General features: G+C 50.9%; 17 protein-coding genes, 1 other RNA gene and 1 riboswitch. Of the genes, 16 read left to right on the forward strand and 2 right to left on the reverse strand.

Going from position 1 to position 15,911, the window contains the following annotated elements; genetic code table 11:
- The first annotated feature begins 15 nt into the window (after positions 1 to 15).
- The 4 genes from I8U19_RS04735 to I8U19_RS04750 all read left to right on the forward strand — a co-directional run bounded on the left by I8U19_RS04735 (position 16) and on the right by I8U19_RS04750 (position 5,109).
- A complete protein-coding gene (locus I8U19_RS04735; protein WP_198055357.1) occupies positions 16 to 1,647 on the forward strand; it encodes an AMP-binding protein in 1,632 nt (543 codons plus the stop codon).
- Between the two features lie 138 nt (positions 1,648 to 1,785).
- The gene (locus I8U19_RS04740; RefSeq protein WP_198055358.1) at positions 1,786 to 2,391 is read left to right on the forward strand and encodes a GNAT family N-acetyltransferase; all 606 of its coding nucleotides are present in this window, start codon (positions 1,786 to 1,788) and stop codon (positions 2,389 to 2,391) included.
- A gap of 74 nt (positions 2,392 to 2,465) precedes the next feature.
- The gene (hppD, locus tag I8U19_RS04745; protein ID WP_198055316.1) at positions 2,466 to 3,584 is read left to right on the forward strand and encodes a 4-hydroxyphenylpyruvate dioxygenase; all 1,119 of its coding nucleotides are present in this window, start codon (positions 2,466 to 2,468) and stop codon (positions 3,582 to 3,584) included.
- Positions 3,585 to 3,684: 100 nt separating this feature from the next.
- A complete protein-coding gene (locus I8U19_RS04750; RefSeq protein WP_198055317.1) occupies positions 3,685 to 5,109 on the forward strand; it encodes a M1 family metallopeptidase in 1,425 nt (474 codons plus the stop codon).
- Between the two features lie 95 nt (positions 5,110 to 5,204).
- Here I8U19_RS04750 and I8U19_RS04755 read toward each other — a convergent pair whose 3' ends face one another.
- The gene (locus I8U19_RS04755) at positions 5,205 to 5,417 is read right to left on the reverse strand and encodes a spore germination protein (RefSeq protein ID WP_033101715.1); all 213 of its coding nucleotides are present in this window, start codon (positions 5,415 to 5,417) and stop codon (positions 5,205 to 5,207) included.
- Positions 5,418 to 5,507: 90 nt separating this feature from the next.
- Between I8U19_RS04755 and I8U19_RS04760 the strand changes: the two genes are divergently transcribed.
- The 4 genes from I8U19_RS04760 to I8U19_RS04775 all read left to right on the forward strand — a co-directional run bounded on the left by I8U19_RS04760 (position 5,508) and on the right by I8U19_RS04775 (position 8,274).
- Entirely contained in the window at positions 5,508 to 6,260 is a 753-nt protein-coding gene (locus I8U19_RS04760) for a tRNA (adenine(22)-N(1))-methyltransferase (RefSeq protein WP_052154345.1), read from the forward strand.
- On the forward strand, positions 6,236 to 7,348 hold the full coding sequence (locus I8U19_RS04765) for a Nif3-like dinuclear metal center hexameric protein (RefSeq protein WP_198055318.1): 1,113 nt from the start codon (positions 6,236 to 6,238) through the stop codon (positions 7,346 to 7,348). Before I8U19_RS04760 ends, I8U19_RS04765 begins: the two co-directional genes overlap by 25 nt.
- A gap of 66 nt (positions 7,349 to 7,414) precedes the next feature.
- Positions 7,415 to 7,832, forward strand: an RNA gene (rnpB, locus tag I8U19_RS04770) — RNase P RNA component class A.
- Between the two features lie 154 nt (positions 7,833 to 7,986).
- A complete protein-coding gene (locus I8U19_RS04775) occupies positions 7,987 to 8,274 on the forward strand; it encodes a hypothetical protein (RefSeq protein ID WP_152568590.1) in 288 nt (95 codons plus the stop codon).
- On the opposite strand, the gene I8U19_RS04780 is transcribed toward I8U19_RS04775, so the two are convergent.
- Positions 8,192 to 10,120 (reverse strand): hypothetical protein, encoded by a 1,929-nt coding sequence (locus I8U19_RS04780; RefSeq protein ID WP_198055319.1) that lies wholly within the window; start codon positions 10,118 to 10,120, stop codon positions 8,192 to 8,194. The two genes, I8U19_RS04775 and I8U19_RS04780, sit on opposite strands and share 83 nt — an antisense overlap.
- Before the next feature lie 143 nt (positions 10,121 to 10,263).
- Here I8U19_RS04780 and I8U19_RS04785 point away from each other — a divergent pair, with 143 nt between their 5' ends.
- From I8U19_RS04785 to I8U19_RS04820, 8 genes are all read left to right on the forward strand, one after another.
- Positions 10,264 to 11,328 (forward strand): M42 family metallopeptidase, encoded by a 1,065-nt coding sequence (locus tag I8U19_RS04785; RefSeq protein ID WP_033101711.1) that lies wholly within the window; start codon positions 10,264 to 10,266, stop codon positions 11,326 to 11,328.
- A gap of 157 nt (positions 11,329 to 11,485) precedes the next feature.
- On the forward strand, positions 11,486 to 12,103 hold the full coding sequence (locus I8U19_RS04790) for a DedA family protein (protein WP_198055320.1): 618 nt from the start codon (positions 11,486 to 11,488) through the stop codon (positions 12,101 to 12,103).
- Positions 12,061 to 12,477, forward strand: a complete 417-nt coding sequence (locus I8U19_RS17215; protein WP_198055321.1) for a 2Fe-2S iron-sulfur cluster-binding protein — start codon at positions 12,061 to 12,063, stop codon at positions 12,475 to 12,477. The genes I8U19_RS04790 and I8U19_RS17215 overlap by 43 nt, the downstream gene beginning before the upstream one ends.
- Positions 12,474 to 12,950, forward strand: coding sequence for a GNAT family N-acetyltransferase (locus tag I8U19_RS04800; RefSeq protein WP_232330937.1), 477 nt, complete (start codon positions 12,474 to 12,476; stop codon positions 12,948 to 12,950). The genes I8U19_RS17215 and I8U19_RS04800 overlap by 4 nt, the downstream gene beginning before the upstream one ends.
- Before the next feature lie 43 nt (positions 12,951 to 12,993).
- Positions 12,994 to 13,098: riboswitch (TPP riboswitch) on the forward strand.
- A gap of 74 nt (positions 13,099 to 13,172) precedes the next feature.
- On the forward strand, positions 13,173 to 13,781 hold the full coding sequence (locus I8U19_RS04805) for a thiamine phosphate synthase (RefSeq protein WP_052154344.1): 609 nt from the start codon (positions 13,173 to 13,175) through the stop codon (positions 13,779 to 13,781).
- Complete coding sequence (gene thiO / locus I8U19_RS04810) at positions 13,771 to 14,898, forward strand: glycine oxidase ThiO (protein ID WP_198055322.1); 1,128 nt, start codon at positions 13,771 to 13,773, stop codon at positions 14,896 to 14,898. Before I8U19_RS04805 ends, thiO begins: the two co-directional genes overlap by 11 nt.
- Complete coding sequence (gene thiS / locus I8U19_RS04815; protein ID WP_033101706.1) at positions 14,895 to 15,101, forward strand: sulfur carrier protein ThiS; 207 nt, start codon at positions 14,895 to 14,897, stop codon at positions 15,099 to 15,101. The genes thiO and thiS overlap by 4 nt, the downstream gene beginning before the upstream one ends.
- 4 nt (positions 15,102 to 15,105) lie before the next feature.
- Entirely contained in the window at positions 15,106 to 15,870 is a 765-nt protein-coding gene (locus tag I8U19_RS04820; protein ID WP_198055323.1) for a thiazole synthase, read from the forward strand.
- The last annotated feature ends 41 nt before the right edge of the window (positions 15,871 to 15,911 follow it).

A 15,911-nucleotide genomic window follows, 5' to 3' on the forward strand; every position in this document is an offset into this window, starting at 1 on the left:
CGGCGAGTGGCGGAATTGTTGGATCTCACAGTTGGCGGGCTGTTGGCTGAGCAGGTCCACAAATTCGGAGAAGAGGAGGCCGTGGTATATCCGGAAAAAAATCTTCGCTGGACCTACCGCAAGTTCCAAAATCAGGTAAACCGAACAGCCAAAGGGCTGATGAAACTCGGCCTGAAAAAAGGGCATCATCTTTCCATTTGGGCGACCAATCAACCGGAATGGCTGATCACACAATTTGCAACAGCGAAAATCGGCACGGTGATGATTACGGTCAATACGCATTACCGGGTACGTGAACTGGAGTATTTGTTAAGGCAATCAGATACGGAAACATTAATTTTGGAAGAACAGGTGCACGGGACGCGCTTTATCGACATGCTCTACCAGATTTGCCCCGAGCTGATCCACTCGCAACCGGGAAGATTGAAAGCGAAGCGGCTGCCGCATCTGAAAAATGTCATCCTGCTGGGTGACAAACGTTATCCGGGTACTTTCATCTGGCGGGACCTGATCGAGATGGGTGCGGAGCTGGATGATGAAGAACTGATGCGAAGAGAAGCATCGCTGTCCCCCGACGATGTGATCAATATGCAATATACCTCAGGCACAACCGGCTTTCCCAAAGGGGTGATGCTGACCCACCGGAATATCGTGAACAACGCCCGCAATATCGCTGAATGCATGAGGCTGACGCAGGCGGACCGCATGTGCATCCCTGTCCCCTTTTTCCATTGTTTCGGCTGTGTGTTGGGTACCCTTGCCTGTGTCAGTGTTGGCGCAACCATGATTCCCCTCGTTACCTTTGATGCCGGCAAGGTGCTGGAAACGGTGGAAAAAGAGCGATGCACTGCTCTTCACGGTGTTCCGACCATGTTTATCTCCGAATTGAATCACCCGCGCTTTTCCCGGACCGATTTCAGTACGCTTCGGACGGGAATCATGGCCGGGTCCAACTGTCCGATTGAAGTGATGCGGAAAGTGACCGAAGAGATGGGAATCCGGGAATTGACCATCGCCTACGGGCAGACAGAATCTTCTCCGGTGATCACGCAGACGAGAACCGATGATGCGCTGGAGATGCGGGTGACAACTGTTGGGAAGCCGCTGCCCCATGTTGAAGTGAAAATCGTTGATCCCCAAACGGGCGAGCTGCTCGGAGACGGACAGCAGGGGGAATTATGCACAAGGGGCTATCACGTGATGAAAGGGTATTACAAAATGCCGCGCGAGACAGAAGAGGTGATTGATGAAGAGGGCTGGCTGCATACGGGGGATCTGGCGATACGGACGGAAGAGGGCTACTATCGGATTACCGGACGGCTCAAGGATATGATCATCCGCGGCGGGGAAAATATCTACCCTCGGGAAATTGAGGAATTTTTGTACACGCACCCCAAAGTGCTGGATGTCCAGATCGTTGGCGTCCCCGATGAAAAATACGGAGAGATTCCCGTCGCTTTTGTTCGCAAAAAAGAAGGGACCGATTGTTCGGAAGAGGAGATCCGGCAATTTTGTACCGGCAAGATCGCCAAATACAAAATTCCCGAGCATGTGATTTTTGTCGATTCCTATCCGATGACGGCAAGCGGGAAAATTCAAAAATACAAATTACGGGAGCAGTTTATGATCAACCGTCAGGAAAGTTAGGCTGGCGCAGGCGAAACGGAAGCATGACGGTTACAAACCGATTTCCTTAAACGGAATCGGTTTGTTTTTTTGGAAGAGTCCTGTAAAATTTGGATAGAAAAATCTTAAGGAAATGGAGATCTTTCAGTCATGAAACCATTGCCGCCCATTTTGATGAATTTTCCGCACTCCTTTGAAACGGAAAGGCTTGTGATCCGATGCCCCTTGCCTGGTGACGGAGCGTTGGTATATGAAGCTGCCACCGAGACGTTGGAGTTGCTGAAACCATGGATGGATTGGGCACAGAAACCGCTGGATCAGGTGGAGATGGAAGCGAATATCCGCCAGGCTTACTGCCAGTTTCTCGAGCGGAGCGATCTTCGTTTCCATCTGTTTGAAAAAGGAAGCAATCTCTTTGTCGGCAGCAGCGGATTGCACAGAATCGATTGGAGAATCCGCAAGTTCGAGATTGGATATTGGTGCCGGAAAAAAATGATGGGAAAAGGGTATATCACGGAAGCGGTCCGGGGTTTAACCGTGTTTGCCTTTGAAATATTGAAGGCGAACCGGATTGAAATTCGTTGCGACCAGCGAAATGTGAGGAGTCGCAAAGTGGCTGAACGGCTGGGTTATACATTGGAAGGCGTGCTTCGCAATGACCAGTTGTCGGCTGATCTTCGTTTGCGAAACACCTGCATTTATTCCATGATTCCTGAAGATTTTCACAGCCTTTCATTACGTAAAAGCGACGGCGCAGCACTGTAGATGCTTGCGTCGTTTTGGGCTGCACGATATTCTTGAGTTAGGAAACTCTTTCGTAAAAGGGGGAATATTCTGTCGTGAGCAAATCATTCCAACTTCCCGAAGAGTTGCAAACTGATTTTTTCCCGATCTATGACATTGACTATTTGGAATATTACACCGGAAATGCCAAGCAGGCTGCTTACTTTTTCTGCCAAACTTATGGCTTTCGCCCGGTGGCGTACAGTGGCCTGGAAACCGGCAATCGGGAAAAAGTTTCGTATCTGCTTGAACAGGGGAACGTGCGCATCCTGGTCAGCGGATCATATCAGCCGGATCATGAGATTGCGCGGTTTGTGCAAAAACACGGGGATGGAGTAAAGGATATTGCCCTTCGCGTCGAGGATGCTGAAACCGCTTTCTCCGAGGCGATCAAACGGGGAGCGATCGCCATCAGGAAGCCTTATGCCGAACAAGATGAACATGGAATCGTGAAGAAAGCGGTGATCGGAACATATGGGGACACGGTGCATACCCTGGTTGAGCGAAAAAACTACAACGGGCTGTTCGCACCGGGATTCGTGCCGGGAGAACTCAACCTGCCCGTTCGTTCCGTCGGCATTATCGGCGTCGATCATGTGGTCGGCAACGTGGAGAAGATGGAAGAATGGGTTTCGTATTATGAAAAGGTGATGGGCTTTAAACAATTGATCCATTTTGATGATGAAGATATCAGCACTGAATATTCGGCGCTCATGTCAAAAGTCATGCAAAATGGCACAGGCCGGATCAAGTTTCCGATCAACGAGCCGGCAGAGGGGAAACGAAAATCTCAGATCCAGGAGTTTCTGGACTTTTATCACGGTGCAGGAGTTCAGCATATTGCTCTCATCACCGAGGATATTGTCGCCACCGTGGAATCGCTGAAAGAAAATGGGGTCGAATTCCTTTACACACCGGATACGTATTATGAAACACTGCTTGACCGGGTGGGCGAAATTGATGAAAGCATCGAAGATTTAAAACGTCTGCACATTTTGGTGGACCGGGATGATGAAGGTTACTTGCTCCAGATCTTCACCAAACCGATCGTGGATCGGCCGACGCTGTTCTTCGAGATTATCCAGCGCAAAGGCGCGCGTGGCTTCGGTGATGGAAACTTTAAGGCTTTGTTTGAAGCGATCGAACGCGAACAGGCTCGCCGGGGAAACTTGTAAGACAGGTGAATCAGCGAAGCGGTTTTTTCGTCTGTCATATTTTTTGGGAGAATCGGTCATCCTAAACGGGAATTGACTTTGGATTCGAGGTGACGGACAGATGAAAAGCCGCTTTTTTTCTATCGGCGTTTGTTTGGTGTTGATATTCCCACTCCTGTTTGGCATGAGAGGGAAGATGTTTGCTGCCCCTGCGGCGGAAGGACAACGGCCGCAATACCGGATTGATGCGACGTATGTACCGCAAAAGGATGAAGTAAAGGCGCATATGGAGCTGATCCTGCCCGCACAGGGAACAAGAGCACAGACGGAAGCCTTTTTTCACCTTTATCCCAATGTGTTTCGCGACTGGAAATACGGTCGGGAAGCAAAACCGCAAAAACCGGGTTACATCGATATTTCCAATGTGCGCGTCGACGGCAAACCGGTAAAGGAAAAAATCAGCGGGATTATCATGCGGATTCCTTTGCCGACACCGCTGACGAAGGGAAAGAGTGCGCGGATCGAAATGGATTTTCTTTTGAATCTGCCCCGCGGAGGAACAAGGTTAAATACCTTTAAACAGACTGCTTTTCTGGCGCAGTGGTATCCGATGCTGTCGGTCAGGGATCAGGACGGTTGGCATACAGAGCCGTATACAACCGTCGGCGATCCTTTTTACACGCAAATGTCCGACTTTGAAGTCACGTTTCGTTTACCGCAAGGATATCAGGTGATCTCCACCGGGAATAATGCAGATGGGAAGGTTCGTTCCCCCATTACGGTAAAACAGGAGCGCGTACGCGATTTTGCGGCGGTTTTGACCAAAGATTACCGGGTGACGCGCGGGAAAATGGGAAACATCCAGGTGAATTTATGGTACCTCAAAGGGATGGAAAATGTGGTGAAACCGCTGCATGAGGCGGCTGTTTCGGGGATGAAATTTTACGGAGAGCGGTTTGGCCCCTATCCCTATGATGAGGTCGACATCGTTCTCGGGGAGACGGGGTTTGGCATTGCCGGCATGGAGTATCCCGGTCTGGTGACATCGATTCCGACAGTGCCGGCAGAGTCGGGACAGGTGCCGGCTGTCAATGTGGTCGTGCATGAGTTGGCCCACCAATGGTGGTATGGTGTTGTCGGCAACAACCAGGTAAAAGAACCCTGGCTGGACGAAGGATTGACCACTTTTTCGGAATTCCTCTACATGCAAAAGAAAATGAAAGAGGATGAGCGGGGACTGTTAAAAAAAGCTGCCAAACGGACGGATGAAATTCACCGCGTCGTCGGGGTAACCTCGGTGGAGAGATTATATGACTATCCTGACGCCGTCTACGGCATGATGGTTTATATTCGTCCGGCGGCGATGATGTTTCAGCTGATGGACGAGATCGGCGAGAAAAAGGTGATGGATATTCTGCACACCTATTATGAACGATATCGTTTTAAAGTGGCGACCACCCGGGATTTTATCCGTGTTGCCAACGAGGTGGCCGGAAAAGATCTCACTCCCTTTTTCGATGAATGGCTGTATTTCAAGCATAAATAAGCGTCCGATGTTCAATCGCGGGGAAACTCGCAGCGACCTTTGCGACAGACCCGTCGGACTCTTGTTTTTCGGGCCGGAATCATTTCCGGCTTTTTTTAAATCCAGGCGTAAACTTGGTCGATCAGATCCGGATCGATCGATACGTTGCCGGCTCCGCTTACATTGACGCCTCCGTCTCCGATCGTTGACGCACCGCCAAGGGTTTTTGATCTGTTCTCAGGAGCGAGTTGAAGGGAGTTGCCCACCTGAATCCGGGCGGTGGTAAACATATTGCTGATTTTGCAGTTGAAAATATTGTTGACGGACATCTTCATCCCTCCTTCGGATGCCATTTTATTCAGCGGCGGGCGAAGATGTTATAATAAGAGGGCCGAGAACAGGAGGAGAGAGCTTTAGCCATGGTGGAATCATCATCTTACATACCAGGATGGCAAATATCCAAACGACTTCAGACCCTGGCCGAGTTTGTTCCCGACCGGATCCGCGTGGCGGACATTGGCGGCGACCACGCTTTTCTGTTGCTCCATCTGGCGAAACAAAAGCGGCTGAAAAAGGGCATCGTCGGGGAAATCAACCGGGGACCCTTTGAAAATGCCAAAAATCGTGTTCGGCTTATGGGGTATGAGGAAGTGATCGAGGTTCGTCTCGGAGACGGCCTGTCGGTCCTGGAGGAAGGGGAAGTGGATGCGGTCGTGATTGCCGGCATGGGCGGTTCACTCATCGCGAACATTCTCGAAGAGGGAAAAGAAAAGCTGACCCGTGTCCGTCGTTTGATCTTGCAACCGAATATCGGGGCGTACCGGGTTCGGGAGTGGCTGCGGCAAAACCACTTCCGCATTGTCGCCGAGACGATTGTGGAAGAGGCCGGAATTTTGTATGAGATCATCGTCGCCGAACCGGGGGAAGAGGATGCTTATGGCAGGAGCGGTCTGCCTTCTTCCCTGCTGCTGGAGATCGGACCGGTATTGTGGAGAGAAAAGCATCCGTTGTTGCAGCGGAAGGTTGCAGAAGAGCTTGCAGCCAAAGAAAAGGTGTATCAGCAGTTGGCAAAAGGAAAGTCGGAGGAAGCAGTCATCCGCAGGAAAAAACTCGCGGACGAACTGGAACAATGGAGGAAGGTGTTCACATGTCTATCCGGGGAGTCGAATTGATCAAAGCGATGAATCATTATGCACCACCGCGCCTGGCCGTGGATAACGACCGGATCGGGCTGCAGGTGGGTGATCCGGAAGCAGAGGTCAAAGGAGTGCTGGTTACGCTCGATGTAAATGAAGAGGTTGTCGATGAAGCGATTCAGAGAAATGCGAATTGGATCATCGCCCATCATGCCGTCATCTTCCATCCCCTTAAAGCCGTACGCACGGATCAACCCGCCGGACGAATGATTGCCAAATTGCTTAAACATGACATCAATGTTTATGTGGCCCATACGAATCTGGATGCCGCCGACGAAGGGGTAAATGTTGTTTTGGCAGAAAAGTTGGGCCTTCAGCATCTTCGCGTGCTCATTTCCTACCGTGAGGAAAAACTGAAAAAGCTGGTTGTCACCGTTCCGGTTTCCCATCATGAACAGGTGCTCGACGCCGTGTGTGCGGCCGGCGCCGGATGGATCGGCAAATACAGCCATTGCACGTTTAATGTGGAAGGAACCGGTACATTCATGCCCCGCGAAGGAACTTCCCCCTTTATCGGGCAACAGGGTGAGTTGGAAAAAGTGCAAGAAATTCGCCTGGAGACGATTTTGCCGGATCATCTGCAGGAACAAGTGATTCAGGCCATGCTGGCTGCCCATCCCTATGAGGAGGTTGCCTACGATCTCTATCCATTGGAACTGAAAGGGAAAAAGCTGGGATTCGGGCGAATCGGCCAACTGCCGGAACAAACAACACTGCTTGATTTTGCGCGGACGGTGAAACAGTCCTATCAACTGGACGGTTTAAAAGCGGTGGGTGAGTGGTCCAATCCTGTCCGTCGGGTGGCGATTCTCGGCGGTTCAGGGGGACGGTATATTCACGAAGCGAAACAGGCGGGCGCCGATGTGTACATCACGGGAGACATCGATTATCACACAGCGCAGGAGGCAGAGGCCATCGGGCTGAATCTGCTGGATGTCGGCCATCATGTTGAGCATCATGTTGTCGACCGGGTCCGCCATATCCTGCAACGGCAACTGGGCGAGGCCGTTTCGGTTTTTGCTTCCCGCGTCAACACCAATCCCTTCCGCTTTATCGGGGGATAGCATTTCCGCTGATTACCAGTTGCGCTTGATTTCTCGCTTTGTTAAAATATGTAGATGCACAGGAGAAAAGTAAACAAGGCAATCGCCGGTGGTGTACCGCAAGGTCCCACGGGAGGAAAGTCCGAGCTCCACAGGGCAGGGTGCCGGCTAACGGCCGGTGGGGGCGACCCTAAGGCTAGTGCCACAGAAATGTAGACCGCCGATGGAGGCTGTTTGCCTCACAGGCAAGGATGCAACGGTGCGGTAAGAGCGCACCAGCAGCATGGAGACATGCTGGCTAGGTAAACCCCACCCGGAGCAAGACCTGATAGGAGATCAGCACATGATGTGCAACTGTGGCCCGCAGTGATCTCGGGTTGGTCGCATGAGTCGTGCAGCAATGTACGACCTAGACAGATGATTGCCACTCCAATGGGTGGAAGACGAGCAAGCCGTCGACCGGACCACCCGGAGAACAGAACTCGGCTTATTGTTTGCTTTTCTCATCGCTTGTTCGGAGCAAAAAGACGCTTGTGCGTCATCCGTGACTGCTGGCATTGGCTGAATGTCGGCAGTCTTTTTTTATGTCCGGATTTCGCATAGATTGGGGCGAAAGAAGCAAAACTAACCCTAAATATGTTAAAAAAGGTTGAAGTGAGATGAATCCGGATTTTACTTCGTATGATGCGTATATTGAGAGATATAAAATGTTTTATAACGAAGAAGGGGACAATCGCCCGCCGATCATGGACGAGCCTGAATTCAACAAAACCTTTCGTTTGCTCGCGGAAAGCTATGATACTTACCAAAACTTGATTGAGATGGGACATATGGATCAGGCTGCTACCTATTATGCCAATGTGATCAACACTCTTGAAAACCGCCTGGCCATTGCCGATGCCTCCGACAATTTTCGCAGGCAGGTGATCGATCGGGAAGAAATGTAGACCATGCGCGATTTGCCATGGTCTGTTTTTTATGGCCCGGATGGGAATGAGAGGTGCGATCATGTTCGCCGAAAGATTTTTGATGATTGGTAAAACCCGCGATATGGCGGTCGGCTCGGGAGTGTGTGTCGGAGTTGATGGGGATTTCTGGCGTGCATGGGATATCAAAAAAGGCCGTTGACGAAGAAAGGTCAACAGCCTTGTTTCCCAGAGATTGCGCATCCAATATGCGATAGAGTTGATAAATTTCCTGAATCAGCCGTTTCTTTGCCATCAAGGAGACCGATTTGTCAAAAATGAGGTTTTGCGTCATCTGTTCCAGTGTTTGCAAAGCGGATTGGTCCTGTTTTAGCAGGACACAGTTTAACAGGTGGTCGGCCTGGCGGGCGAGCAATGGTTGGTCTGTCGATTCGACCATTGTTTGATAAAGATCAAATGCGGTCAAATGAGTTTTGATCGCTTGGTAAACCCGGTACCGGCGACCGGGATCATAGATCAAGATTTCGCCGATTAACCCCCGGGATGTGGACATCACCGTCCAATGCTTATCCCGTTCTTCAAAATCGGCATTTTGAACCACGAATCCTTTTGTCTGCAAGTGGTCAAAACCGGCGTAGGCCCAGTCTGCCTGATCTTTTTCCTTTACGGACAGGCGCAGGGAGAGAAGGGCGGTTCGCTTTCCTTTCAGGTAGGGAGTAAGATGAACCGTCTCTTTGACCCATTTTTCAGACGGGGTGGCATTCAGCGGTTTTTTCCAAACGAGGCAGTCATCAATCCACAGCTGTTTTTGGATGGAGATCGGCTTGCCGGAGGCCGGATAAGTGCTCATATGCCAAAAGGTGAGTTCATATGAAGGCGAAGGTGGAAGATAGATCCGCTGAACCCACTGTACATTGTTCTCGTTCCGGTTTTTCATGCCGGCGGGAACGAAGAGATTGGCATATCCCATTCCTGAGGGAGCAATATTCTCATTGTCTTCTGCCGTAAATTCCTTTTGCAACAGATACGTGACCACACCTTGAATTTGTCTCAGTTTCAGGCGGTGAAGCGCCAGTTTTAAAGCCCCCTCCACATAAGAAACGGACGGACTAGCAGGGGTGGCTGACAACTTGCTTGTATAGAGCATGAGAATAAACGGCAATCCAACCTTCCGGGTTCGTGCCTGCATCGTGTCAATCTGGTCAACCAGGCGGTCGATTTTTTGCGTGTTGCGAAACTGGTCGTCGCGAAAGCTCATTACCACACCGTCAAAGTAAGGGCGGTAGGCTTTCAGCAAGCCATCGGTGATATACGGATAGTAGATTTGCGGCAGAAACTGAAAAGAGGGATTTTCCTTTTTTCCCGCATCTTTGATCGCTTTGAGGACGGCCGGTGTGAAAAAAGAAAGATTTTCGCTGAAATCGTCCATCACAATTCCCTGCAAATTGGGATAACGCAGCGATAAACGGGCGACTGCACGCGCCCAGGCCACGTAATCTTTCCCGTACGGTTCCGGTGAGTGAATGGCCGTTTCGGAAGGAGGGACAAGATAGACCCAGACACGGATTCCCGCTTTTTGCGCTGCAGGAAGAAATTCATTGCGCAAATCGTCCCAGTCGGAAGGTTGATGCCAAACTAAGTAAAAATACGTGTTCACCTTTAAATCTTTGAGATGATGGATCATTTGCGGGGTGTCCACGTGGAAGAGCCCGTCCGCCCGCGGTTTTTTCTCCCTGATTTCAGCCCCGTAATCGCCGTATAACGGTTTTTGCCATAGCGTCCCGGCGGCCGGGTTGCCTGTGGAGTCCGGAAGCAAGGATTGCCCCAACAGCACAAACAGCATCAGTGAAGCAAAAAATGCTTTCATCGCATCGGGCTCCTCAAATGCTTTTAAGGATAGTTTGAAAAACGATCCGCAGAAATATGTAAAGGGACTGGTTAAAAAGAGGGTTATAAAAAGGATGAAAAGAGCAGAACTTATAAAAAGGCCAGACCATAAGGGGGATGAAAATGCACTTATTGAAAGAATTAACCGAAGCGAGAGCCGTTTCCGGGTACGAGCACGAAGTTCGTGCCATCATGGAACGCGAAATGAAAAAGCATCATGTTCATATCATGACAGACGGCCTTGGCGGGATATTTGCCGAGATTCAGGGAACCAGCAGCAAACCCCGCATCATGGTGGCAGCCCATCTGGATGAGGTTGGCTTTATGGTTTCTGAAATTACCAAATCGGGCTACCTTCGCTTTACGCCGTTGGGAGGCTGGTGGAGCCAGGTGCTGCTTTCGCAACGCGTGCAAATCATGACTGAAAATCGCGTGTTTACAGGCGTGATCGGCTCCAAACCACCGCACGTTTTAACAGCGGAAGAGCGCAATAGGGTGTATCCGATGAAAGAAATGTTTATTGACGTCGGTGCCCACAGCGATGAGCAGGTAAAGGAGTGGGGCATCCGGGTCGGTGATCCCGTTGTGCCGCTCTGCCCGTTTGAGATCATGCCTGACAATGATACGATTTTGGCCAAAGCGCTGGATAACCGGACCGGCTGCTGGCTGGCTCTGCAAATGGTGGAACGGCTGAAAATGGAGTCGCATCCCAATACTGTGATTGCCGGGGCAACCGTTCAGGAGGAAGTGGGACTCAGAGGAGCGACGACGGCTCCGCGCCTGGTGAAACCGGATCTGGCTTTTGCCGTTGATGTGGGAATTGCCGAAGACCAACCGGGAGTGGAAACAGAAAATAAACCGAAAATGGGGAAAGGCCCGCTGATCACCTTTTTGGATGCGACAATGGTTCCCAATATTCGTCTGCGCAATTATGTCGTCGAAGTGGCCGAGAAAAACAATATTCCTTATCAGATTGAGATCATGACAGGAGGCGGAACCGATGCCGGCCAGTTCCACCTGTATGGAAAAGGAACGCCTTCGCTGGTGATTGGAGTTGCGGCAAGGTATATTCACAGCCATGTCTCCATGGTAAGCAAAACCGATCTGGAAAATGCAGCCCGCCTCCTGCATGAAGCGGTGAAAGGACTTGACGAGCAGAAAGTGGCAGAAATCACGCAGTATCTGTAGGGCGGTTTCTTATAACCGTCCTGATTCCTTTGTCAGGACAGGGGAGTTCCGGAAACAACGTTCTCATATTCTCGCAGGATTCGTGCATCTTTTGCTCAAGGTTAAAGTATGATATTCTTAAAGTGTTTGCACGTAAAGGGAAAAACGGGGTTATACAATGGAACAAACGCTATTCATAATGCTGCAGGAGTATGGGTATATAGCCATCTTTCTTTTCCTGGTACTGGGAATTGTGGGAATCCCTTTACCGGATGAGATCTTAATGACCTTTCTCGGGTATTTGACATCGATCGGAAAATTAAATCTGTATATGACTTATTTGAGCGCTTTGATCGGTTCGGCGTCCGGGATCACGATCAGCTACCTGCTGGGCCGGCAATTGGGTTACCCGTTCTTGAAAAAGTACGGACGCAAAATCTTTATTACCCGTCGCCGTCTGCGCATTACTCAGGTTCTTTTTCGCAAGTACGGAAACTGGCTTTTGTTTGCCGGGTATTTCATTCCCGGGGTTCGTCATGTAACTGCCTATCTTGCCGGGATATCGCGCCTTTCATTTTCCCGTTTTTCGCTGTTTGCCTACGCGGGAGCAGTCATCTGGTGCGCCACTTTTATCGGATTGGGACATGTCCTTGGCTCCAATTGGGAGACAGGCTTTGAGGTGATGCACAAATATGGTGCCCGTATTCTTCTTGTAGCGTTGCCCGTCATCCTGATTTTTCTGGGGTGGTTTCTGTGGAACCAGAGCCAGAACAGCAACGGATTGGATACCAAATAGACCGGGCGATCGCAGTTTGCCATCATCGCACAAGAGGTGATGGTTTTTTATCATGGGAAGAGGAGCTGGAAGAATTGCCGAGAGTGAAGATTGAACTGTCAGATCAATCTTATGAATTCGAGGTTTATGACGGGGCCAATTTATTGTTGGAGGCGGCCTCCAGGTCGATTCCTCTGCCGTTCCAATGCACGACGGGACGCTGTGGAACCTGCAGGGTCCATGTGCAGGAGGGAATGGAGAATCTAAGCGATTATACCGATTCAGAGCTTTATCGGCTGGGGGATGAAGAGCTGGTTCAAGGAGGCCGGTTAGCCTGTCAATTGTTTGTTTACGGGGACGTTCGAATCTCAGTCAATTCGGAAAAGAGTGAATGAGTTTGATTAAGCGAATTCATTTGGGCAGCGAAGAGCAGGTCAGACAAATTTTACAGGTGCAGCAGGCGGCATACCGGGTGGAGGCCAAAATGATCGGCTGTGAAGAGTTACCGCCGTTAAAGGATACAAAAGATTCAATCAAGCAATCAGGGGAAACGTTCCTCGGGTTTTTTGCAGGAGAGGAATTGGCCGGTTTTTTGGCTTTTAAGCGGACGGGTGATTTTATCCGCATTTGCCGTCTCGCCGTTTCCCCCTCCCATTTTCGCCGCGGGGTGGCGTCTGCGTTGTTAAAAAAAGTATTGCAGGAAGACGGGGTGAAGGAGTGGGGAGTGACGACAGGGAAAGCCAATCTGCCGGCGATCCGCTGTTATGAGAAACACGGGTTTGTCCGGGTGGCCGAACGATTGACCCCGGAGGGGATTGTATTGATATATCTTAGAAAACAATTGACGAAAAGTGAAAAAAAGGGATAGAATAAAAACGATACATTTAGTATTTTGGTTAATTTCATATTCATATGGCCACTAGGGGTGCACATTGTGCTGAGAGGAACGGAAGGGGTTCCAACCCTTTGAACTTGAACTGGTTAATACCAGCGAAAGGAAGTGGGGAAATTCGTGTATTCGTTGTTTTTTGGATAAATACCGGTATCCCCATGCGGATGCCGGTTTTTTTGTTAAAAGAGGAGATGGATGATGGAATTGCACGTGATTTCGGATCGGACGCAATCGCCGGCTGATCTGGTCAGGATATGGCCGTCTCTTTGTCCGTGGGTGGATGCTTTTCATCTGCGGCTGAAGGACCGGTCCGCCGACAGCGTTCGGGCGATAGCGAATCATTTGTTGCAGCAAACGGATCTCCCGCCCTCTTCCATTGTAATCAACACCCATATTGATGTTGCCCTTCAGTTAAACTGTGGCGGTGTTCACCTGCCTGAAAAGGAAGAGATTTCTCCGCGTACTTTATGCAGGTTGCAACGGGTGATGCGGGTGGGGCGTTCCGTTCACTCCCTGGAAGGGGCGAAACGGGCTGAAACAGAGGGATTGGATTATATCTTCGTCGGGCATATCTTTACGAGCAACTCCAAGCCTGGACTTCCTCCGCTTGGCACAGAGCACCTTGAGGAGATCGTCAGCCGGGTGAACATTCCGGTGATCGCGGTTGGCGGGATCGGGATGGACAACCTTTCCCGGATCAGAAAGGCCGGTTGTGCCGGGGTTGCTGTCATTACCGCAGTTTCGCAAGCACCAGCCCCGGAGAAAGTGGCAGAAGAGATGAAAAGAAGGTGGAATTTTGCATCGTGACGTTTTGGTAATCGGCGGTGGGGTGATCGGTTGTTCAATCGCTTACCATCTGGCTAAAAAAGGATGTACGGTAACCGTGCTGGAGCGCGACAGGATTGGTGCACAGGCATCGTCTGCGGCTGCCGGGATGCTTGGGGCCCAGGCGGAAATGGATCGCCCCGGACCGATGGTTGATGCCGGATTGAAGAGCCGGGCGATGTTTCCACGGTTGGCTGAAGCCTTGCTGGTTGAAACCGGATTGGATATCGAATTAAACAGGACCGGTTTATTGAAATTAGCCTTTGATGAAGCGGAAGCCGAAAGGTTGAAGAAACGGGGCGAGTGGCAGCGGCAAGCCGGGCAGACAGCCAGATGGCTCTCTGTAACAGAATGTTTTGAATTGGAGTCCGGTCTGAGTGATCGGATTGTCGGCGCGCTGCATCTTCCCGATGATTACCAGGTATCGGCCCCGAGGCTGACACAGGCGTTTGCCAGAGCGGCTGGCCGTCTTGGCGTCAAGTTTGCCGAAGGGTGCCGTGTCGATTCATTTCAGAGGGAAGGAAGGCGTGTGATCGGCGTTTCGACCAGTCTCGGACTCCAAAGTGCCGATGTGGTGATTCTGGCGACAGGGGCATGGACCGAATGGGTGGCCAAAGGGATGGATATTTCCCTACCCATGGTTCCGGTGAAAGGTGAGTCCCTTGCACTGCAATCTCCGCACCCGGTTTTGAAACACACCCTGTTTGGCGAAGAAGGTTATCTGGTGCCGAAAGCCAACGGGGAAATCATTGTCGGGGCGACGGAAAAAAAGGGGAGATTCGATTGCCAGGTGCAGGCGGAAGCGATCCGTTCACTCCTCGAATGGGCCCTCAAGGCCGTTCCTGCTTTGGAACATGCCAATCTCACGCGGTTCTGGTCCGGCATTCGTCCGGGAAGTTACGACGGTCTGCCCTATATCGGGCGATGGGAGGAATACGATAACCTGTATATCGCCAGTGGTCACTACCGCAATGGAATTTTGCTCAGCCCGCTCACCGGAGAATGGATGGCGCGGATGGTTTTCGGTGAAACAGCGGAAGAGTGGTTGCCGTTTTCACCGATGCGTCTGTTGAAGACGGACGAAGGGGGGAGAAGATGAAAACCATTCAATTAAATGGTCAGCCCTATGAAGTGGAAAAACATATCGATACAATTGGCGACCTGCTAGAGCACTTTCATCTGGGAGAGCGGATTGTGATTGTGGAACATAACCGTCGGGTCTTGTCCAAAGAGGATCACAAGGCAACTCCGCTCAGGGCAGGCGACGTAGTCGAGATCGTTCATTTTGTCGGAGGAGGTTAATAGCATGCTGAAAATCGGGAGATATCAATTTCAATCCCGTTTGTTTTTGGGAACCGGAAAATTTTCTTCACTCGAAGTACAACGAGAGGCGGTGGAAGCCTCTGAAGCAGATGTATTGACGTTTGCCATCCGCCGCCTGGATGTTTTTAATCCGGATCAGCCCAACTTTTTGGAGAAACTCGATCTGAAGCGTTATACCCTTTTACCCAACACGGCCGGGGCGACGACAGCGGCAGAGGCTGTGCGGATCGCCCGTCTCGCCAAAGCTTCCAACCTGTGTGACATGATTAAGGTCGAGGTGATTGCTGATCCGAAAACGTTGCTTCCCGACCCGATCGCCACACTGGAAGCTACCCGCATCCTGGTCGAAGAGGGGTTCACCGTTTTGCCGTATACTTCCGATGACCCGGTGATCGCCCGCAAATTGTGGGAAGCGGGTGCCCATGCCATTATGCCGGGAGGTGCGCCCATCGGTTCGGGACAAGGTTTGCTCAACCCGATGTACCTCCGTTATATTATTGAAGAATCGCCGGTTCCGGTGATTATCGATGCGGGGATCGGTTCTCCGGCTGATGTTGTGCAGGCGATGGAATTGGGGGCGGATGGTGTGCTGCTGAATACCGCCGTCTCGCAAGCGGATGACCCGGTGAAAATGGCCGAAGCGATGAAATGGGCGGTAAAAGCAGGAAGATTGGGCTTTGAAGCTGGGCGGATTCCCAAACGGACGACAGCCAGTGCCAGCAGTCCGCAAACCGGCTTGGTAAAATAACAAAAATCCCCTTAAGGGTAAAGGACATCCTTAAGGGGATT

Origin of the sequence: Thermoactinomyces sp. CICC 10523 (assembly GCF_016055105.1) — a bacterium.
In the GTDB taxonomy this organism is placed as follows: domain Bacteria; phylum Bacillota; class Bacilli; order Thermoactinomycetales; family Thermoactinomycetaceae; genus Thermoactinomyces_A; species Thermoactinomyces_A daqus.